Origin of the sequence: Paenibacillus sp. UNC451MF, assembly GCF_000686845.1 — a bacterium.
In the GTDB taxonomy this organism is placed as follows: domain Bacteria; phylum Bacillota; class Bacilli; order Paenibacillales; family NBRC-103111; genus Paenibacillus_S.
The window spans coordinates 1-22,137 of record NZ_JMLS01000047.1 but is presented as its reverse complement, the minus strand read 5'-3'; the positions used below and the strand labels follow the sequence as shown (position 1 = coordinate 22,137).

The window sequence follows — 22,137 nt, the reverse complement described above, 5'->3', positions numbered from 1 at the left end:
GAGCTCTGCAGCACAAGACGAACAAGGGTAATTAAGCAGTGAACCATATAGAAAAATCAGGACAACGTACCTATAATAGGGCGTTGTTTTTTTTATTTTGGAGGCATTTTCTAAGCAAATGATTATTGCGAGACCTATTTGGATCATGCATTTTACAGCATTTGGTTAAAATGTGTTTATTGATGTAATGGACCGTTCAGGATACGTTTAAGATAGTTCATTGGAACGGCAGGCGAAGCCTGACAGGATGCTTCCATGATAAAACTAATATACAGGAGGTGATAACAAGAATAGGTATACATCCTGCCTCGCCTGCGGCAATTCATACCAAGAAGGAGGAATAATTAACGAATGAGAATCGCAAAAAGTAAATATGGTGCCTTACTGCTGGGTTTATCCTTGCTTGTTGCCATGATGGTGTTCAGTACTGCTTCGGCAGCCACATTGTTCAATGATAATTTTGACGATGGAAATGCGGACGGCTGGACAACTCAGAATGGAACCTGGTCTGTCGTGCAGGATGGGGGCTCTTACGTGTACTATCAGTCCAGCACGGATGAAGGACGCGCATCTGCAGGCAGCCAAACCTGGACGGACTACAGCGTGACCGCCAATGTTAAGGTCGACAATTGGAATGGCTCCAATCGTACTTATGTCGCAGGGCGATATAAGGATGGCAATAATTTTTATGCGGCATCCTTATACAACAGCAGCGGTGGAACACTCGAAATCCGCAAAAAAGTAAGCGGTTCTACAACAACCTTAGCTACGAAAACAAACTTTGGACTGGCTTCAGGCACATGGTATACGGTAAAACTTGAAATCATTGGAACTTCTATTAAAATGTATATTAACGGTACTTTACAGCTATCCGCCACGGACTCCAGTTTAACGTCTGGTGGGATAGGGCTGGTTGCCTACAAAACGGTCTCCAAATTTGATAACGTTTCCGTTGCGGACAGCTCGACATCGACTTCGACACCAACGCCAACGCCAACACCGACAGCAACACCGACGCCGACGCCAACAGCAACGCCAACACCGACATCAGGTACTCTCTATGTGGCACCGAATGGTCTGGATAGCAACTCGGGTGCCATCGGCAGCCCGACTACACTGACTTCCGCGATTACGAGAGTGGCTCCAGGAGGTACGATTTATTTGCGTGGAGGGACGTATGCTTACTCCACTCAGATTACAATAGATCGTACGAACAGCGGGACGGCCAGCGCCAAAAAACAAATCGTTGCTTATGGTTCGGAAAAGCCGGTGCTCGATTTCTCATCACAGCCTTATAATGCCTCGGACGTTTCCCAAAATGCCAGAGGACTGCAAATCAACGGCAGCTACTGGTACATCAAAGGGCTGGAGGTTAGGGGCTCCGCGGATAACGGCATCTATGTAGCCGGCAACTATAATCGGATCGAAAATCTTGATGTCCACAATAACAGGGATACCGGTCTGCAAATCGGCAGATACGCGTCATCGGCTTCCAATAGCGAGTGGCCTAGCTACAACGAAATTATTAACACGTATTCTCATGATAATTTTGACCCAGACAATGGGGAGGATGCCGATGGATTTGCTGCTAAGCTGACAGTCGGCCCCGGCAATGTGTTCGATGGGTGCATCTCCGCCTACAACACCGACGACGGTTGGGATCTGTACACTAAGACGGACACGGGAGCCATCAGTCCTGTAACCATCAAGAACAGTATTGCGCATCATAACGGCCAAACCTCGACAGGGAGCAGTACTAGCAACAGCGACGGGAACGGCTTTAAACTGGGCGGAGAAAAAATCGCCGTTAATCACATCGTGATCAATTCAGTTGCCTATCTCAATAAAAAGCACGGGTTCACGTACAATAGCAATCCTGGCTCCATTACTTTGAAGAATAATACTTCCTACAACAATGGACAGAGCAATTACGCATTTGATACCGGCACGCACCAATTTACGAACAACTTGTCTTATAAAGGCTCTTCCAGCGACAAAACGAGCGGAACTGATGTGAGCAGCTCCAACGTTTGGTGGAAAAACAACAAAAGCACCAATGCCAAAGGCTTGGTAGCGGCCGATGACGATTTTGTCAGCTTGACACCTGCACTAACCCGCAATGCAGACGGTTCCCCGAATTTAGGTAATTTCCTGAAGCTGGTATCTGGCAGCGACATGAAGGGAGCGGGAACGCCTAGCGGAACGGATATCGGTCATAATTAAAGTATTGCTTAAGATGGATAAATAAGTAGTGATAAAGCGTTCGGATGCTGCTCCAGCATCATTCGGACGCCTCCTTTTGCAAACGAAAAAGCGGCAATCAGGGGGATTCACTTGATCAATGGGGGCGAAGGAAATCAATTCTACATGGATCTACTGCATGCTCTTCATGCTGCTGTTCGGCTTGGTTTACCGCTATTGGATACGGGAAGGAACGATTCGTCAGGATTCAGCCATGGTCGGGCGAATCAGTATGGCGGTTCTTGGATTAGGTTTGGTCATTCGACTGGTGATTGCATACAGCGTGTACGGATACGATGTGGACATCAACACGTTCAAGGCTTGGGCGGATCACGCTGCCTCAGCAGGACCGATGCGCTTCTATACAGGAGATATGTTCGTCGACTATCCGCCTGGATATATTTATGTCTTATACGTGATCGGCATCCTTCGCAGCGCGCTGCATTTATCCTGGGATTCGCCATGGGTTCTGGTACTGCTGAAAAGCCCTGCGATAGCTGCAGATCTGGCGACGTCCTATCTTATTTTCCGATGGGGAGCGCGTCACGCGGGCAGCTTTATCGCTCTCGGAGCTTCCGTATTGTATTTGCTTAACCCGGCGATTATAGTCAACTCGGCAGGCTGGGGCCAGGTCGATTCCTTTTTTATGCTGTGGATGTTTTTGTTTATTGAGGCTATCATGCGGGGCAAGCTGCGGCAAGGATCCGTTCTGTATGCCGTCGCTTTGCTTATTAAGCCGCAAGCACTTCTGTTTGCTCCGCTATTACTGCTTGTGTTCTTTCGCCGCGGCAGCTGGAAGTCGTTTTTCGTCAGCTTCCTTAGCGGGTTAGCAGTATTCAGCTTGCTGTCAGCTCCTTTTCTTATATTGAAGGGTCCGTTATGGATCTTTAGTTTGTATTTCGGCACGCTAGCGTCCTATCCGTACGCAAGCTTGAATGCTTACAATTTGATGAGCTTGTTAGGAGGCAACTTCGCTCCGATTACAGATCGGGCGCTGTTCCTCACCTATCAGTCATGGAGTATTGTGCTGATGGCCTGCGTGCTTTTGTACGCTGTTTATTTGTACCTGAAAAGCAATAAGGATGAGACGCAGCTCGCCGTAATCGCCGGTATACTCATGACCGGAGCGTTCATTGTTCTGACTAAAATGCATGAGAGATATTTGTTCTATGCGCTGCTATTGCTGCTCATGGGGTTCGTATATCTTCACGACAGGCGGCTGCTGTATAGCTTTGTTGGTTTGAGCCTGACCCATTTCATCAATGTGGATCAAGTACTGCTGGACAGTTTGCATCAGTCCTATCATATACCTGCTGATGATGTTGTTATAACCATCATTTCGATGGTCAACGTTGGGCTGTTCCTTTATTTATGCCGATGGGCTTGGCTAACGATCGTTAGGAATCAGAGGTTCGGATTAGCTGAGGGGCTGGAGGAGGAAGACGTACGCAAGAGCAGCAGCGAAGCTAGAGCGCAAACCAGTGCAGCAGCGGAAACGGGAATGCATCGCACTATGCTATGGCAGCTGCCGGAGCACAAGCCTTTAAATTGGGGACGAAAGGACACGCTCTTGTTGGGTGGCCTGGTATTGATTTATTCGATACTGGCTTTGTACCATCTCGGTTCTATGAAAGCGCCTGAGACAGGCTGGCAAGCATCCAAGGCCGGAGAACAGGTGATCCTGGATTTGGGAGAGAATAAGTTGATCGACAGGATCAACAGCTTCTCGGGAGTCGGTGACGGGAGCTTTACTTATGAGATCAGCGAGGATGGCGAGGCTTGGAGCGCTCCGATTCAGGTGTCGAACGATATCGTTAAAGTGTTTATGTGGCAGATCGTTCCGATAAACCAAACGGGAAGATATATTAAGCTGACCGTTGAACGTCCTACATTCACGCTTAACGAGCTTGCTGTCTACGCGGCAGGCAGTGAAACGCCTGTACCTGTGCTCTCCATTAAGGGAGAGAATATGGACCCTCCGTCCAAAGCAGATACCGTTCGCCAGCTGGTGGATGAGCCTTCTCAAGCTGCTTACAGGTCGACGTTCATGAATGGAACCTACTTTGATGAGATTTATCATGCACGTACCGCGTACGAGCATTTACATCGCATCGAGCCTTATGAATGGACGCATCCGCCACTCGGCAAATTGTTGATTTCCATGGGGATCATGGTGTTCGGAATGAATCCGTTTGGCTGGCGTATTGTGGGCACGTTGTTTGGCATTGCCATGATTCCGCTTATGTATTTGCTCGGCAAGCGGATGTTCGGCAGGAGCGAATATGCTTTTGTATCTAGCTTTTTACTGACAGTGGATGGACTCCACTTTGTACAAACGCGAATCGCTACTATCGACGTATACGGAGTCTTCTTTATATTGCTGATGTTCTACTTCATGTACCGTTATGTCTCAACGAGGATGGTTGAGGCGGACTGGCGGAAGTCTTTGGTACTGTTGGCTCTTTGTGGACTGTTCTTTGGCATAGGAGCTGCATCCAAATGGATTGTACTCTATGCGGGCAGCGGCTTGGCATTGATTTTCTTCCTGTGGCTGTTCTGGCATTATCGTGAGTATGCTGCAGCCGGAAAAGGTTTGGCGACGGCACTTCATTCGGATGATAAGCAGCAAGCAAGGTGGCGGCATATCCGGGATGTATTTCCTAAGAGGACCCTTATTACGTTGGTCGTATGCATCGTGTTCTATGTCCTGATTCCGGCAGCCATCTACGTAATGTCGTATATTCCGTTCATGCTTGTTCCCGGTACAGGGCATGGCTTAGGCGAGGTGTGGTCGTATCAGAAGCAAATGCTCGATTACCATAGCCAGCTTAAAGGCACCCATCCATTCAGCTCTTCTTGGTGGCAATGGCCTGTCATGAGCAGGCCGGTATGGTATTACGGAGCATCCGAGCTGCCACCCGGAACAATATCCAGCATTGTAGCCATCGGTAATCCTTTGGTTTGGTGGGTCGGATTTTTATCCATCCTTATGTTTATTTTCAAAATGATAAAGTCCAGGAACACGACGGTTATTTTTATCGTCATCGCCTTTTTCTCGCAATATATTCCCTGGATGTTCGTACCGCGGATGACGTTTATTTATCATTATTTCGGGATGGTACCATTCTCCATTTTGGCGATCACGTATTATTACAGGCAAATAAAAGAGTCGGAACAGGGAAAAATAGGCTGGCTATATGCTTACTTGGCTGCTGCTGCTATTTGCTTCTTGATGTTTTATCCGGTTTTGTCCGGTCTTATAGTGGATCGGTCGTATGCAGAACATGTGCTGAAATGGTTTCCGCAATGGCAGTTTTTCTAGAAGTCCGGTGAACAACTGGCCGCATTCCATAATTGAAACGAGGGACCTCTATGCAGGAGAACATACGGTATTCCATTATCGTTCCTATGTTTAACGAACAGGAAGTCATTGAAGAGACCTATCGAAGGCTCAGACTGGTGATGGATACGCTCGATGAACAGTATGAGCTGCTGTTTGTAAACGACGGGAGCAAAGATCGGACAGCCGATATCGTAAAAGACTTGTGCCGCGAGGATGCGAATGTGCGCCTTTTGAATTTTGCCCGTAATTTTGGCCATCAGATTGCTATTACAGCCGGGATGGATCACGCGCAAGGGCAGGCAGTTGTCGTTATTGATGCGGATCTGCAAGATCCTCCAGAGGTTATTTTGGAGATGATCGACAAGTGGAAGCAAGGCTACGATGTAGTTTACGGCAAACGCTTGGAACGCAAGGGCGAAACGATGTTTAAAAAATGGACCGCCCATCTCTTCTACCGATTGTTGAAATCGATGACGAGTGTGGATATCCCGGTGGATGCAGGAGATTTTCGCTTAATTGACCGCAAAGTGTGTGACGTTATGAAGGCAATGACCGAAAAGAACCGCTATGTGCGTGGTCTTGTCAGTTGGACCGGCTTCAAGCAGACTTTCGTGGAATATACGAGAGAGGAACGCTGGGCGGGGGTTACCAAGTATCCGCTTCGCAAGATGATCCGTTTCGCTATTGACGCTATCGCCTCGTTTTCCTACAAACCGTTGAAGGCTGCGGCATACTTGGGATTTATTTTATCAGCGGTCAGCTTTATTTATATTTTGATCGTGGTATATCAAAAACTGTTCACGGATACAACGATTACCGGCTGGTCTTCGATTGTTGCGATCAATTTATTTTTCAACGGAATTATGCTGATTATCTTGGGGATCATAGGGGAATATATCGGGCGTATTTATGATGAGACGAAGGGGCGGCCGCTTTATATTATTTGGGAAAGAGCAGGGTATGAACAGGAGAGCAAGCCAAAGACCCATGCCGAGCAAGAGGATCGTTATGAAGCTATCCGATGAGTCTGTCCGAACGATCGGTCAGCTGATCAAGTTTAACCTAGTAGGTATACTGAATACGGCCGTGGACCTTTGCGTCTTCCTGGTCCTGTATTCGGCATGCGAAATTTCGGCTTATGGAGCCCATGGCATCGCTTATTTTGCCGGTGTGTTGAACAGTTATTATTGGAATCGTCGTTGGACTTTTCGACAGAAGGCAGGCTCTGGTACGGGACGAACCACCTTCTTACGGTTCTTGCTGTTAAACGGTGTAACCTTAGGGTTATCGACACTGGGACTAATGCTGCTCACCCAATACGGGCACTTGAATGTGTTATGGGCGAAGCTTGCCGTGACAGGCGGAATGATGGTGATTAATTTTTGCGTTAGCCGGATGTGGGTCTTCACTAAAGCGGCTGAGAGGGGGTGAGGTGAAACAGGAGGCGCATCTCTTCTTTATTTGCTTTCTAACAAAGGCAAGAGGCAGAAGAAAACAATCATTGGGAGGTAAGTTATGAGCTTATTGAAAAGCTTTAACTTCGGTAAAAGAAACGCTGCATTCATTCTTTGTCTATCCCTCATGTTCTCTTTGTTCGTTATGTATCCTGCCAGTGCAGCGACTTTGTTCAGCGATAATTTCGATGACGGCAATTCGAATGGCTGGACATCGACTACAGGCACCTGGTCTGTTGTACAGGATAACGGTAACTATGTTTATTATCAATCCAGCACGGATGAAGGACGCACATCGGCAGGCAGCTCGACATGGACGGATTACAGCGTTGAGGCAAATGTCAAAATCGATAATTTCAACGGCTCCAACCGTACCTATGTGGCAGGAAGATATAAGGACGGCAACAACTTCTATGCTGCATCGTTGTACAACAGCAGTGGAGGTACTCTGGAAATCCGCAAGAAAGTAAGCGGTTCCACGACAACTTTGGCTACGAAGACGAACTTTGGTCTTGCAACAGGGACCTGGTATACGGTCAAGCTGGAAATGGTCGGTTCCTCCATTAAAATGTACGTTAACGGCACCTTGCATCTTACTGCGACAGATACTAGCCTAACTTCAGGGGCCGTGGGGCTTGTTGCCTTCAAAACGACAGCGAAATTCGATAATATTACGGTTTCGGACAGCACATCTTCTTCCTCCACACCAACGCCTACACCAACTGCAACTCCTACACCTACACCAACACCAACGGTAACTCCGACACCTACGCCAACTCCTACATCAACACCAGGCACCCTCAGCCAATATAATCTCGCAGGCTTCTCGGCAGGCAATACAGGGGGCGGCAACATTCCTGAGACGGATTCCCGGTATAAAAAGGTATATAACGCTACCGATCTGGCCGTTGCACTCAAAAAGGGCTCTGGTGTGAAGGTCATTGAGATTATGAACGATCTAAACCTGGGATGGAACGAAATCCCTGCCGCTGCTAAGGTAACTCCTTTCGTGGCCAACAATACGCCGCTGACACATCCGGTTCTCCTAACGACGGGAGTCAGCAAAATCTATATCGACAGCTTCAACGGCTTGACCATATTCTCCGCTAACGGAGCCAAAATTAAGCATGCTTCCTTCGATATCAAATACTGCTCCAACATTATCATCCGCAATCTTGAATTTGACGAGCTCTGGGAGTGGGATGAGTCCACCAAAGGAAACTATGATAAAAACGATTGGGATTATGTAACGATTGAAGGTGCCAGCTCCAAAGTATGGATCGACCACTGCACATTCAACAAAGCTTATGACGGTCTTGTCGATGTGAAAAAAGGCAGCAACGGTGTCACCATTTCTTGGTCTACCTTCAAAGGCGATGACCGTAGCTCCAACAGTTGGGTAACGCAGCAAATCAACGCCATGGAAGCTAATATGTCGGCCTATCCGATGTATGCTTACTTGCGCGGCAGTTCCATAGGTCTTAGCAAAGCCGACATTATCGCCATCGCAGCTTCGCAAAAGAAAGGTCATCTTATCGGTGCAACGGAATTTGCCTCGGATAATGCGAATCTGCAAGTTACGCTGCACCATAACTATTACTTGGACATCCAAGACCGGATGCCTCGTCTGAGAGGCGGCAACACCCACGCGTACAATATCGTCATGGATAATGCGGCTGCTTATGCGGCCAAGCAAAAAATCACTTCTGCCATGGAATCGGCACTTTCTTCCAAAGGCTATCATTTCGGTGTAACGAGTAATGGTGCTATTTCTACTGAAGATGGAGCTGTACTGCTTGAGAAGTCACAAATTATTGATGTTGTTTCTCCGGTTCGCAATAATCAGGCAGATGCTTCCGATGCAAGCTACACAGGCAAAATCCGTGTTCTGGATACGATGTATTCCTTGAACGGATCGTCCTTCAGAGGCAGCAGCGATACTGCAGGCAGCCCTCTTGCTCCGGTTCCTGCGGCAGTCAAAGCGTTTTCCTGGAACGGCTTTACTTCGCTGCCATACAGCTACACAACAGATGATCCTGCGACATTAAAGGCAAGACTCACTGCTTCCAATGGATCAGGCTCCGGTAAGCTGACATGGGCGAAGACAAATTGGCTGTTAACTAGCTATTAAGCATTCCTAACATGAAAAAAGCCGTTCACAGTTCAGTTTGAACTGCGGACGGCCTCTTTCTTTTGGAAGAGAGTCCTTTTAAGGAACCTTTACAACGTAAGGCACAGTAAATACTTTCCCCTCGTGCTGGAATTGCCCCCATATTTTATAGACGCCGCTCTTAGGGAAGGTGGTCATAAATTTGGCGTCGGGTCCGGTCGCCTTTTCCTCCATAGGATGCACATGCAGATATTGCTCCGCATCGTCGCTTAAAATAACGACATGACCTACAGCTCCCAAATATTGCTGCAAGTTTGTCATTGGCTTTTTAGTGGCAGCATCTTTAATTGTGAAGGTAAGCGTCGTTTCCTTGCCTGATTTCAAGGGATCGTAAGCCAGCGTAATTTCTTTGCCGTCAACAACCTTCGTCATATTGGTATCGGGTTGAATGGCTACTGGCTTAGCAGCATTGCCTTGGACCGTGATCCATTGGCTCTTGGTCGTAGAGCTCTTACCTGTCGGAACAAAATCGGCAAACAGCTTGTATTGTCCTCCTGCCGGGAATTGGGTCGTAATATCGAACAACCCATTGCCTTTATAGTCTGGGTGGATGTGATTGAAGTAAGACAAATCCTTGCTTACCACAATCAAATGCATCTTCTTCTCATGAGACAAGTCGAAGTTTTCAATGACTTTATTGCTGTTGTCCGTGATTTGAATCCCGGCCTGCGCATCTTTCTTGGATTGGGGTTTATCCGGGGTGAGCGTAAAGGTCGCCTTTACTTCGTCCGTTTTGGCTGTTTCAGCGCTGTGTCCTGTGTGTCCGCCTGGTTCTGGTGAACTCATATTCATTCCTTCATGACCAGTAGAAGAGGGGGCTGCTTTGCCGCAGGCCGTTAATAGTACCGCGGTCAATACTATGGCTGTAACTGCTTTTTTCATTTGGGATCCTCCTTAGAGTTTTGCGAAGCAAAACTTGCTTCGTAAGCTAATACATCGATTATATCCGGGACTTTTGAAGATCCTGTGTAGATAAGCTGCTCTTTTTCGATTTTATTGGAAAATGGATTTGGACCGTCGTGCCTCGACCAACTTCACTTTGGATTTCAATTTTGCCGCAGTGGGCTTCTGTCAGCTTTTTCGCAATGGTAAGGCCTATGCCACTGCCTCCTGATTTGCGATCCCTCGACTTATCGGTCCGATAAAATCGTTCGAAGATGAAGGGAAGTTCTCGACTCTCGATACCTATACCCGTATCTCGGACGGAGATTGTCGCAGTTGAGCTCCGATGATCGCCTGCCATGGTTACAGCTACAGTTTCGCCGACAGGCGTGTATTTTAAAGCATTGGACAAAACATTTATGATAATTTGACATACTCGCTGGCGATCTACTATCGCGAAGATGTCTTCATTAGGCTTGTGCAGCGTCAGTTGTACGCCTTTTAGCTGAAAGGCTGCTTGCATGGCCTGTACACATTGAGATGCAATGGAAACCATATTTTCCGATTTCATGTGTAATTGAAAATGCGGTGAATCCAAATGGGTCAGCTGCTCCAAGTCGCCAACCAAATGAATTAACCGCTCGATTTCCTCGTGGCAGCTCTTAAGCCTCTTGGCAGACGGCTCCCAGATTCCTTCAATCATCGCTTCCATATGGCTTTTTAAAGTGGCAAGGGGAGTGCGAAGCTCATGAGCAACATCGGCAGTCATTGTTTTTCTTAACTGTTCCTGCTTCTCCAGCTGTTCGGCCAAATGATTGAACGATAGCCCCAGATCCGTAATTTCGTCATTGCCTACGAGCTTCGTTCGTGCCTGAAGATTGCCCTCGGCCATTTTCATGGCTGCAGCCTTCATCTCCAGCAGAGGGGAAGTCATTCGCTTAGCAACGTACAGGCTTACAACAGAGGCTAAAGCTATGCCGCCTACGGCAGTCCAAATGACGGATTGTACAAGGGCTTGTTCGAAATGCGCATTCAACTGCGCGTTATCTGCACCCATGTCCATGGACTGATGCTGATACAATGCAAAGTGGTAGTGGGTTTCAAGAATGAAGACGATGCTTGCGATAAGCAGGATACCGCATGTTATGCAGATAAAGGTAAATGCAAACCGCCGATACAGTCCTCTCATGACTCGATTCCTCCGCCAAATCGATAACCGACGCCATACACGGTAAGGATGAAGATGGGGGCTTTGGGGTCGGCCTCTATTTTGTGCCGAAGGTTTTTGATGTGCTGATCTATTGCTCTGGAATCTCCTTCAAAATCGAAGCCGATAACCTTCTCGACGAGCTCTTCTCTCGTAAAATAGCGCCCTGCATTTCGGGCTAATAGGATGAGCAGTTTGTATTCATTGGGCGTTAAGCTGACACGCTGCCCATTCTTGTAGACTTCATGCTGGTAAGGATCGATAGTCAGCTCGTCATTGTGAAAGGAGAGCCGGTCCGCGAGCGGCATATCGTCTTGAGTTCTTCTCAGAACGGCTTTGACTCTGGCGACGAGCTCGCGGGGACTGAATGGCTTCAATACGTAATCGTCTGCTCCCAAGGTTAGCCCGTGAACCCGGTCATCTTCCGATACTTTGGCGGTTAGCATAAGCACAGGAATAGGAGAGGTAGACCGGATGTGCCGGCATACGTCCTCTCCAGTTTTGTCGGGAAGCATAAGATCCAAGATGACAAGATTGATGATGGAGGAATGAAGCAAAGCTAAAGCTTCCGCACCAGTTGCCGCTTCGAGAGTGAGGAAGCCCTCGTTTTGCAGATACGAGACGACAACTTCACGAATTTTTTCCTCGTCATCCACGATCATGATGGTTTTGCTCAACGAAAGGGCCTCCTTAAACGGCGTTGCGTAAAGTCTCTATAGGAATTCGCTGGATAAACTTAGAGAATTTTTCTTTTTTCTTGGCATTTTGCTGATAATACTCAATAAGCTTACGGACAACAGGGATGACTTTGTCTGCAGGGATATCGGACAGAAATAGCTCGCCAACAGCCGCTTTAATGGATTTAGGCTCACCACCCACATAAATGTCGTAAGTATCCTTCATCTTAACGACCCCGATATCCTTAAGCAGGGGCTCACTGGTACCAAGTGCACAGCCGGCGTATCCGATTTTGAGAGGACTCGGAGTCGGGAGCCCGGATATAGCGTCGTTCAGTGCGGTTGCCATATCCAGCCCGGCCTCCTCGGCCCCTCGGCAAAAGTTACAGGCGATAAGGCTTTTCGTATAGAAGCCAGCAGGGTAGATGAAGAGCCCTTGCTCCTTCAGCTGCCGCTGTACTTCATCGATGCGTTCCTCATCCATTTCCACATACAGTTGTTTGAAGGTCGTCAGCTCGATCTTGGCGTCGCGGCCGATGAGCGATCCAAGAACTGCCAGCTGTTCTGGCTTGAACAGACTTCCTCCTACTTCGAAGCCGGGAGTAACGGCAAATTTTTGAGTGGTCATGGGAAAACCTCCTTAGAGTTTTGCGAAGCAAAACTTGCTTCGAAAGCATAGACTGAGTTTTGCGTAGGTTGGAGGTGGGGTATTCTCTGGAGGAGCGATAGCGCCCGCGTTTGTCATCGGGAAATCACCAATGCTAAAGCGAATTAATTGAAATTTCCCGAGAATAACAGCGGTTGAAGGGGATACCCCACCGGAGTACTACGCATACTGCATCATCGGTTTCTCGACACTCTGAGTTTCGCGAGTCCCTTACAATTTGACCCGCTGGAGCCGGAGTGCATTGAGCACAACCGATACGGAGCTTAGCGCCATTGCAGCTCCGGCTACCCATGGTGCAAGCAGCCCTATAGCAGCGATTGGAATGCCAAGCGAATTGTAAGCGAGTGCCCAGAACAAGTTCTGCTTAATGTTAGCCATTGTTTTATTGCTCATAAGAATTGCATCCGGGATGCTGGTTAACTCACCACGCATCAGAGTGACGTCTGCGGCTTCCATCGCGATGTCAGTGCCTGTGCCGATTGCAAGGCCGACATCCGCTGTAGCCAGCGCGGGTGCATCGTTAATGCCGTCGCCTACCATGGCGACTTTTTTGCCTGCTGCTTGAAGCTTTTTCACTTCGTCTGCTTTGCCTTCAGGCAGTACTTCCGCAAGCACGCGGCTGATGCCAACTTGATCGGCAATGGCGCGGGCTGTCCGCTCGTTGTCGCCGGTAATCATGATGACCTCGATACCCATTTGCTGCATCCGTGCTATCGCTTCACGGGATGTTTCCTTGATCGTGTCGGCTACTGCAACCAAGCCAGCGAATTGCCCATTAATGGCGATCAGCATAGCGGTTTTGCCGGCAGATTCCAGCTGCTCCATCTCGTTAAGAAGTCGAGTGTAATCGATGCTTTCACGGTCGAGAAGCTTACGGGTACCGACAAGAACTTCTTTGCCGGCTGCAACGGCACGGATACCATAGCCCGGAATCGCTTCGAACTGCTCCGGTTCGGACAGTTGAATTCCTTTTTCACGGATACCCTCAACGATAGCTTCCGCCAACGGATGCTCAGACTGTTTCTCAGCCGAGCCTACCAGCTGCAGCACTTCGCGCTTATCCATATCCAAGACTCGAACATCGGTCAAAGCTGGTTTGCCTTTCGTTACAGTTCCTGTTTTGTCGAGGACGATCGTTTGAATCTTGTGCATCGATTCCAAGTGCTCTCCTCCTTTGAAGAGGATGCCGAATTCCGCAGCACGACCGGAGCCGGCCATAATCGAAGTCGGAGTGGCAAGACCCAGTGCGCATGGGCAAGCGATGACGAGCACGGCGATGGCTTTTTCCAATGCGCTTGCAAAATCACCGGGAACAACGGCAAAGTACCAAATCAGGAATACAACAAGAGCGATTCCTACGACAATAGGGACAAAGATCCCGGATATGCGGTCCGCAATCCGTTGAATCGGCGCTTTGGAGCCTTGAGCGTCCTCTACAACTTTAATGATTTGTGCAAGCGCCGTTTCTTTACCGACCTTGGTCGCTTTAACTTTCAGGCTTCCGTTTTTGTTCACGGTGGCCCCGATGACGGCGTCACCGGCTTTTTTCTCTACAGGGAGGCTTTCTCCGGTCAGCATCGATTCATCGACGGAGGAAATTCCGTCCAATACCTCGCCGTCGACAGGAATTTTCTCGCCTGGCTTAACAAGAACTACATCACCGACGATAACATCCTCCACAGCGACACTTAGCTCCTGGCCATCACGTATGACTAGAGCCGTTTTGGCTTGCAGGCCCATGAGCTTCTTGATAGCTTCAGAAGTACGGCCTTTGGCTAGCATCTCGAACAACTTGCCAAGCAAAATGAGCGTAATCAGAATTGCGCTTGTTTCGTAATACATTTCCGGTGCGTGGTGTCCATTAGCGCCAAGAGCCCACTGAATCGTGAGATAAAGACTGTAAAAGTACGCTGCGGAGGTACCTAGAGCGACAAGAACGTCCATATTTGCACTTTTATTGCGTAGTGCCTTGAAGGCACCGACATAGAACTGGCTGCCGATAATGAATTGAACCGGGGTCGCTAATACTAGCTGAACCCATGGGTTCATGAGGAAATCAGGTAAGTAGATCCATGAAGTAAACGAGAAGTGGCTAACCATGGCCCACAGCAGTGGAAGAGATAAAATAGCCGAGATCCACATTTTTCTCTTCTGCGCGGCGATTTCTTTGTGTTTATGGTCGGTATCCGGGGCATGATCCTGCTTAACGCGTGCCTCGTAGCCGATTTTTTGAACCCGATTGATCATGTCTTCGACTGTAACTTCAGCTGCTGAATATTCTACGTGAGCGGTTTCGAGAGCAAAGTTAACGGTAGCCGAGTTGACGCCGGGGAGCTTGCCGAGCACTTTTTCTATTTTTGCCGCGCAGGCTGCACAGGTCATTCCGCTTAGTTCGAAGTCTACGGAGTCTTTTATCGTATCGTAGCCTAAGGCTTGAATTTTTTGTTCAAGGCTGTCGAGGCTTACTTTATTAGGATCGAAAGTAACGGAAGCTCTCTCTAGAGCGAAGTTGACATTTGCTTCAGCTACACCGTCCATTTTCTTCAACCCTTTTTCAATCCGGTTGGCACAGGCGGCGCAGGTCATTCCCGATATTTGGAGGGTAGATTGATGCTGCTCTTGTTCTTGCATGGGGGACAACTCCTTCTTATATACCTCTATGGGGTATATTTATGTGAAAAAAAATAAGTGATGCTTTATACAGATTATTTAACCTCGTAGCCTTGATCTTCAATCGCGTTCTTTATGGACTCCAAGGAAAGGATGGTCTCATCATATTCAATAGATACCGTTTTGGAACCCAGTTCGACACTGCCTTGTGCGCCGAGTTTCTTCAACGCTCCTTCGATCGATTGGACACAGTGTCCGCATGACATCCCCGCTACATTTAATGTAATATGTTTCATCTTTATCATCTCCTTCAACAGGTTATTTATTAAAATTGAGGTTAGATTGTTATTCGATACATTCACTATAATATACCCCCATGGGGTATGTCAATGGGTGAAACGAAATTATTTCCATAAGCAAAAAAACCTCATCCATGAGGGAGAGGTCTTTAATATATGTCATAAAGTAAAGTCAGTGATGCTGCACTTTCAGTTTGTTCATTTTAAAGCTGAGGAAAACAAGGAAGAGCAGAAGGATGCCACCTTGAAAAGCGATCGCACCGGAAATCGATACTCCCATATCGACCGCTGCGTAATACAGCCCCGAGCCTGCCAGCATCAAGATGTTCTCTATCAAGTTTTGAACGGCAATAGTTTTGCCGGCCCCTGTGATACGCAGCCCTTCTTCTTGCAGCACTGTATTCATGGGAACGATGAAGATACCTCCCATACAGCCGACAGCTAACAGCAATAAGATAGCGATCGGAGTGCTGTGAATCCAAGGAAACAGAAAGATCAGCGCTGCCATGATATAACCAAAATGAACGGATTTGAAAAATTGCTTGAGCTGCATCAGCTTAGGAGCAAGGAAGGCCCCGGCGATAATGCCTATGGAAGTCGTTGCAAGGATTAGAGATACTTGAACATCATCGGAACGAAAGCCTAGTGAAACCGGAATCCAGGCTAGGACGGCTGTGCGCAGAACGGCGGAGCTCATCCAGAAGGCACCTGTGCCAATAAGTGAAAATTGCGTTATCGGATTGCGGAACAATTGGGCAGCGCTTTTGTAAAACTGCAAAGCTTCTCGAGTATAGCGGATTGACCGATCACCATGCGTTCTTGGAATCCGAAAGGTCATGCACAGCGATACAGCATACAGGGCGGCGCAGACTAATGATGACCATAACGGAGAAGCCGAGGCAACAATGGCGCCGCCACCGCCGATCCCTGTAAGAATGGCGAGAATGGTGTAAGCCTCGATTCTGGAATTGGCCTTGAAAAGCTCCTGCTCGTTAGCCGTTAGCTCGGGCAGGATACCGTATTTGGCTGGGGAGTAGACAACGGCCCCGATGCCGACGGTAAAATAACACAGCATGAGCATGACAATACTTGAGGAATCTACGATAAGGAGCAAAGCAATCCCAAGCAATTTGAGGGCGTTTCCCGCTACCAGCACCAAGGCTTTGGGGTATTTATCTGCGAAAGGGCCAACGAAAGGTGCCAACAGGATGTAAGGCAGAAAGAAAGCCATGCTCACCAGAGCCAACGATTCAGCGGAAAATCCATTTCGGGTCAGTAGTCCTGAGATGACCAATAGGGACATATTGTCCGCGAAAGCAGATAAAAATTGCGTCACATAAAGCGCGTTCAGCGCTTTATGCCCGGTTGGTTTGGTTGTGGATGCTGGTTTTGTCGGAAGGCTGGGATTCATTATGCTCCGCTCCTTTTTGGGTTACAGAATCAGTATATTTCTTAAGCGCGACATAGTCGGTTTTACCGCTGCCTAGCAGCGGCAGCTTATCTATGGTTTCCAAGCGAGACGGATGCAGCAGCGGCGAATAGCCTTTGGCAGCCATGTAAGTCTTGAGCTCCTGCAGATTGTAACCCGTCTTCGTCAAGTACAGAACGATACGTTCTCCCTTGCGGCCGTCCGCCGCGCTGACTGCAGCAAGAGTGAGCGAAGGATCTGCAAAGCAAGCTGCGGCTACTTCCTCGACAAGCTGGAGAGAAATCATCTCTCCGCCGATTTTGGCAAAACGCTTCAATCGAGCTTGAATCGTCATAAAGCCTTGCGCATCCAATTCTACGATATCTCCGCAGTCGTACCACTCAGGGCATGGGATGAAGCCTTTGCCGTGAATCAGATAACCTTTCATTATGTTAGGTCCTTGAATATGGAGGCTTCCTCCCGATTCGATTCCGGCAACAGGTTCGACTTTGTAACGCAAGCCAGGCAGTATCCGGCCAACCGTACCTTGCTTGTAAGCAAGGGGGGAATTGATAGAAATGACTGGAGCCGCTTCTGTCGTACCATAGCCTTCCAAAATCCGTATACCGAATTTACGGCTCCATAATTCCCTTACCTCATCCTTGAGCTTCTCTGCTCCGGCAACGACATAACGGACCGAATGAAAATCATATGGATGCGCAGCCCGACCATAACCAGCCAAAAAGGTGGATGTTCCAAACATGATAGTCGCATTCCGGTCATACACAATTTCCGGGATGGCCCTATAATGCAGGGGACTTGGATAGAGGATCACAGGCACGCCAGTAAGCAGCGGCAGCAGCGTCCCTACGGTGAGCCCAAAGCTGTGAAACATCGGTAGTGCATTGAACAAAGTATCGGATGAGTTGAAATCGAATGCGGTTTTGGCCTGCTGTATATTGGCATACAGCTGCTCGTGTCCGAGTACGACCCCTTTTGGCTTGCTCTCGCTACCGGAGGTGAACAAGATGACATCGCGGCTTCCCGTAACCGCCTTCTTGCCAGTCATTTGATCCAGCAGTCCTGCGAGCTGATCGCTCCACCCTACGGATGCTTTGACATCCTCCAGGTAGATAAGGCGGCATTTAGCTGCCAAGGCATTCGCGGTTTGTTCAAGCTTTGCAGCAGCGATAAATTGGCGGGAAGTCACAATCGTCTCCAGCCCCGCTGTTTCACAAGCATCGAGAAGGCTTTGCTGCCCGGCAGAGAAGTTCATCATGGCCGGGGTGATACCGAGACGGAATAGAGCGAACAAAGCAATCGCATGACCGATGGAGTTGGGAAGCAGCACCCCAACTGTAGGCTGTTCCTTCAGTACCGGCCGAAGCATGCGAGCGAAAATGTGCGAAGCCGTGATCAGCTTGCCGTAAGTCATGCGCTGCGAGAGATCTTCGCAGATGATTCGACGCTTCCCGTGAAGGGAAGCCTGCAGAAGAAGCTCGTCGAACAGGTTGACTTGCGGCTTTAATCTGCTTTGCAGCAGCTGTTCTTGCAGAGCTAGCAGGATTGTGTCTGCTGCCTGCTCCTTTTGACGTTTCATGGATACATTCGGTTGAGGCTCGATAACGAAAGCGTCGCCGATTTGAATATCGATAACTGGAAACCAGACGGTTTTTATTTTGCGGCCAATGTAGGAGAGCTTGGAGCGTTCCGCACCATTGATAGCGATGGGAACCAGCTGTGCTCCGGTTTTTAGCGCGATATAAGAGATACCGGTGTATATTTTCATCAACCCGCTAGTTGTTGTAATACGCCCTTCAGGGAACAAGACGAGCGGTACGCCGCTTTGGACCGTTTTTACCATTGTCCTTACGGAGTAGGGATTCAACGGATTTACGGTAATGTGCCTGCGCAGCTTGAGGACAAGCCGGAATCGCTTTGCGATTTTGGTGTTGACGACAAACGCGGCTTCTTCCGGCAGGTAGGCAGCCAGCAGGATCGCGTCCAAGAGCGATACATGGTTAGGCATAAGGATGGTCGGTTGGCTGAAGTCCAGCTTGTGCAGACCGGATATTTTGAATTTAAAGCATAGACGGAATACTATCTTCAGGATTGCGATAAGGATGGGCATCGGAATCGACTCCTCTTTTGTTGGACAGGCTCTTAATACCTGGTGCTAAGTTATACTTGTATTGTATACGCAGCGCATGCAAAAAAAGAGTACTAACTTTATATAGTACCCTTGTTAGAAACCTATGAAGCTGATAATTGAAGGTTCGCATTGGGGTATTCCCAAGAAGAATGATCATCAACTTTTGTATGGAGATACCCCGCGTGGGTACTTGTATCCTGCCTCTTAAAGCAGAAGAGAGCAATACTATCTTGCGCTTACTGTAGGCTCCATTACAGTTAATGTAGCATTGAGCGTATTGAGATTGGCGGTAGCGCCTATCGGAACTGCGGCTTTATAGGTACCATGCGCAGCGGAAAGATTCGTAAGCATCGGCTTTCCCAAAGGAACCATAACCTCGTTAATCAGATCGTCGTAAGTTTTGCCATAGGAAGTCTGACAGTCGGTGCATTCTCCCATGACAATCCCGATACAGTCAGCGAATTTGCCCGCCAGCCTTAGATGATTGATCATACGGTACACTCTATTGATCTGCTCGTGCGTTTCTTCAAGAAATAAGATGCGGCCACGGGTATCGATCTCATATGGAGTGCCGAGCGTGTCCACGAGGGAAGTCAGATTGCCGCCTACGATCCGGCCTGTAACGTTGCCAGCTACCTTGGGCACAAGAGGAATGCCCGGTGGATTCTGAATCGGCTTGGGATAGGCGGTGGATGAGATCATTCCGAAAAACTGATTGAAATTATAAGCAGGCGTGTTCATACGGAAGTTGATCAGCATTAAACTGGAGAAAGTAATTAAATCACTGAATTGATACAACGTGTTCAATAGTACGGTAACGTCGCTGTAGCCGGACACAATTTTCGGATTGAGGGAGATAGTGCGATAGTCCAGGTATGGCAGTATTCCCGCAATGCCGACTCCTCCTCGTGTAGGTAAGATCATGCGCACCTGCGGGTTAGCGAACATATTCATTAAGTCGAATGCCCGTTGCTCGTCTGTTCCCGAAAGAAAACCGCTATCCGCATAAACATAGTTGCCTAGTATCACCTGAAACCCCATATTTTTCAGTATGGTGACCGCGCTGTCTATATCGGAGGCAGGGAGCGGGCTTCCCAGACTCACAACTCCAATCGTATCCCCGGGCTGCAAAAGGGGCGGTTGTATGGTCATTCAAATAACCTCCTCCATTATTCTCCTTAAACCGGATCGGCCTATGCTCTCTGTTTCTATATCTATGCTGCTTTATCGTGAATTAATAGTGTTATGGAGCATCATCTGTCGGAGAGAGAAATACAATGGGAATAAGAGCAAATTCACGGATGATCTCGCAGCCCGGACGCGCAGTACGGGTTTGAGAATGGAGGTTATATGCAAATTCATGTTGTGCAATCCGGACAAACGCTGTATGGTATATCCCGCGCTTATGGCGTGTCAATGGAATCGATTACTGAGGCTAATGAATTATCGGCTCCGGAGAGTCTTGTCGTAGGTCAAGCATTAGTCATTCCTATTGTAGGAATGTATTATTGGGTACAGCCAGGAGATAGCCTGCAGTCGATTGCAGCCAAGCTGGGTGTGACGGAAATATCGCTAGCGCAAGCGAATCATTTGGACGGGAGTGTCCCATTGCAGGCGGGAACACGGCTTTATGTTCCTCCGCGGCCGCGTAGAAGTGCAGAGATTAACGCCTATGTAGAACCGAGGGGGGAACAGGTGTCTCCAGCGCTCCATCAGGCTGCTGCTGATGCTGCACCGAATCTTACTTACTTGGCACCATTTAGCTTTCATATCATGAGGGATGGCACGCTTAAGGCTCCTCCGCTCAATGATTTTGCCGCTATTGCGGATCGAGAAGGCGTTACATTGATGATGGTCGTCACGAATTTGGAAAAAGGGCAGTTCAGTGCGGAGCTGGGGGAAATCGTATTGAACGATCCCGCCGTACAAGATCGTTTGCTGGATAACGTGATTAACACGGCGAAGGAGCTCCATTTCCGCGATATTCATTTCGATATCGAGCATCTTCGTCCATCCGACAGGGAGGCCTACAACCATTTTTTGAGAACGGCGGCAACAAGAATTCATGCGCAAGGGTTCTTAATGTCGACAGCGTTGGCGCCTAAAGTAAGCTCAACACAGACCGGAGCATGGTACACAGCGCATGATTATAAGGTACATGGTGAGGTAGCTGACTTTGTCATAATAATGACCTATGAGTGGGGCTATAGCGGGGGGCCGCCGATGCCGGTTTCTCCACTGCCATCGGTACGCAGGGTGCTCGAATATGCGATTACAGAAATGCCGGCATCCAAAGTGATGATGGGTCAAAATCTGTATGGGTATGATTGGACGCTGCCTTATGTACCCGGGGGACGATTTGCAAAAGCGCTCAGTCCTCAGCAGGCGATCAACCTGGCTAGAGAGCGCAGGGTAGGGATTGAATATGATTACGTCGCGCAAGCGCCTCATTTTCAATATACAGATGATGCAGGCAAGCGGCATATCGTATGGTTCGAGGACGCGCGATCCATCCAAGCTAAATTCAATCTGCTCAAAGAGCTGGATCTCCGCGGGATCAGCTATTGGAAGCTGGGACTGGACTTTCCGCAAAACTGGCTGTTGATTCAGGAAAATTTTCGAGTCGTGAAAAAATAACGGTGCTTCCAGTTCAGGTGGACGTTATGCTCTTCCTCTTTTTAATAACCATGGTCATGAAAAGGAATAGAGGAATAATGATTTGAAATATTGGAAACAGCTTGAGACTGAGGTTAAAGCCTAATGAAATATGATAGGTGTAATTAGGCTCCATAAAAGCGGCGATCAAAATAAGTAAGCCCACCGGCCATACCCAGCGTTGGTAAGCAATAGACGTCAAGTTAGCCAGCCCTAGCACCGCGCATAAGTAAAAGGTGACCATTTTCATAAACAGACCAATATAAATCAATAGCGAGACGAATACATCCAGGCGCTCAAAGATGCGCGCGATGGATATGAGCTGCACCGCCTGCAAAAAGGGCAGAGAGCTCATTGCCACAAGGGTGGGGC

Annotated in this window: 15 protein-coding genes and 2 pseudogenes; 7 read left to right on the top strand and 10 right to left on the bottom strand. The window is 48.4% G+C overall.

All coding sequences use genetic code 11. From position 1 onward, the window contains the following. Positions 1–351 precede the first annotated feature (351 nt). The 6 genes and pseudogenes from BP97_RS41275 to BP97_RS39935 all read left to right on the top strand — a co-directional run. Positions 352–945 (top strand): annotated as a pseudogene (locus BP97_RS41275) (family 16 glycoside hydrolase); the annotation flags it as partial. Between the two features lie 102 nt (positions 946–1,047). Then, positions 1,048–2,223 (top strand): annotated as a pseudogene (locus tag BP97_RS41270) (right-handed parallel beta-helix repeat-containing protein); the annotation flags it as partial. A 118-nt stretch (positions 2,224–2,341) separates the two neighbouring features. Continuing rightward, positions 2,342–5,563, top strand: a complete 3,222-nt coding sequence (locus BP97_RS39455; protein ID WP_081824426.1) for a glycosyltransferase family 39 protein — start codon at positions 2,342–2,344, stop codon at positions 5,561–5,563. Between the two features lie 50 nt (positions 5,564–5,613). Continuing rightward, entirely contained in the window at positions 5,614–6,609 is a 996-nt protein-coding gene (locus BP97_RS0129715) for a glycosyltransferase family 2 protein (protein WP_028552366.1), read from the top strand. Further along, positions 6,593–7,015, top strand: a complete 423-nt coding sequence (locus BP97_RS0129710) for a GtrA family protein (protein ID WP_028552365.1) — start codon at positions 6,593–6,595, stop codon at positions 7,013–7,015. The genes BP97_RS0129715 and BP97_RS0129710 overlap by 17 nt, the downstream gene beginning before the upstream one ends. 84 nt (positions 7,016–7,099) lie before the next feature. Further along, entirely contained in the window at positions 7,100–9,169 is a 2,070-nt protein-coding gene (locus BP97_RS39935; RefSeq protein WP_081824425.1) for a pectate lyase family protein, read from the top strand. Between the two features lie 78 nt (positions 9,170–9,247). On the opposite strand, the gene BP97_RS0129700 is transcribed toward BP97_RS39935, so the two are convergent. From BP97_RS0129700 to BP97_RS0129660, 9 genes are all read right to left on the bottom strand, one after another. Continuing rightward, the gene (locus tag BP97_RS0129700) at positions 9,248–10,090 is read right to left on the bottom strand and encodes a hypothetical protein (protein WP_028552364.1); all 843 of its coding nucleotides are present in this window, start codon (positions 10,088–10,090) and stop codon (positions 9,248–9,250) included. A 58-nt stretch (positions 10,091–10,148) separates the two neighbouring features. Then, positions 10,149–11,279 carry a sensor histidine kinase gene (locus BP97_RS0129695; RefSeq protein WP_028552363.1) on the bottom strand — a complete coding sequence of 377 codons (1,131 nt, stop codon included), beginning with the start codon at positions 11,277–11,279 and terminating at the stop codon, positions 10,149–10,151. Next, positions 11,276–11,959, bottom strand: coding sequence for a response regulator transcription factor (locus BP97_RS0129690; RefSeq protein WP_036746779.1), 684 nt, complete (start codon positions 11,957–11,959; stop codon positions 11,276–11,278). Before BP97_RS0129690 ends, BP97_RS0129695 begins: the two co-directional genes overlap by 4 nt. Positions 11,960–11,987: 28 nt before the next feature. Further along, positions 11,988–12,602, bottom strand: a complete 615-nt coding sequence (locus BP97_RS0129685; protein WP_028552361.1) for an NAD(P)/FAD-dependent oxidoreductase — start codon at positions 12,600–12,602, stop codon at positions 11,988–11,990. A 249-nt stretch (positions 12,603–12,851) separates the two neighbouring features. Beyond that, positions 12,852–15,272 carry a heavy metal translocating P-type ATPase gene (locus BP97_RS0129680; protein ID WP_036746777.1) on the bottom strand — a complete coding sequence of 807 codons (2,421 nt, stop codon included), beginning with the start codon at positions 15,270–15,272 and terminating at the stop codon, positions 12,852–12,854. Positions 15,273–15,346: 74 nt separating this feature from the next. Next, a complete protein-coding gene (locus BP97_RS0129675) occupies positions 15,347–15,547 on the bottom strand; it encodes a cation transporter (protein ID WP_028552359.1) in 201 nt (66 codons plus the stop codon). Positions 15,548–15,722: 175 nt separating this feature from the next. After that, a complete protein-coding gene (gene lplT, locus BP97_RS0129670) occupies positions 15,723–16,961 on the bottom strand; it encodes a lysophospholipid transporter LplT (RefSeq protein WP_051621050.1) in 1,239 nt (412 codons plus the stop codon). After that, positions 16,906–19,089: an AMP-binding protein gene (locus BP97_RS37860; protein ID WP_051621049.1), complete on the bottom strand. Its 2,184-nt coding sequence runs from the start codon at positions 19,087–19,089 to the stop codon at positions 16,906–16,908. Before BP97_RS37860 ends, lplT begins: the two co-directional genes overlap by 56 nt. Positions 19,090–19,335: 246 nt before the next feature. After that, positions 19,336–20,262 (bottom strand): S66 peptidase family protein, encoded by a 927-nt coding sequence (locus BP97_RS0129660; protein ID WP_028552357.1) that lies wholly within the window; start codon positions 20,260–20,262, stop codon positions 19,336–19,338. 198 nt (positions 20,263–20,460) lie between these two features. On the opposite strand from BP97_RS0129660, the gene BP97_RS0129655 reads away from it, so the two are divergent. After that, positions 20,461–21,747: a glycoside hydrolase family 18 protein gene (locus BP97_RS0129655; RefSeq protein ID WP_028552356.1), complete on the top strand. Its 1,287-nt coding sequence runs from the start codon at positions 20,461–20,463 to the stop codon at positions 21,745–21,747. A 13-nt stretch (positions 21,748–21,760) separates the two neighbouring features. Here the strand turns inward: BP97_RS0129655 and BP97_RS0129650 are convergent. Beyond that, the coding region (locus BP97_RS0129650; RefSeq protein ID WP_028552355.1) for a GerAB/ArcD/ProY family transporter at positions 21,761–22,137 on the bottom strand (377 nt) is incomplete at its 5' end.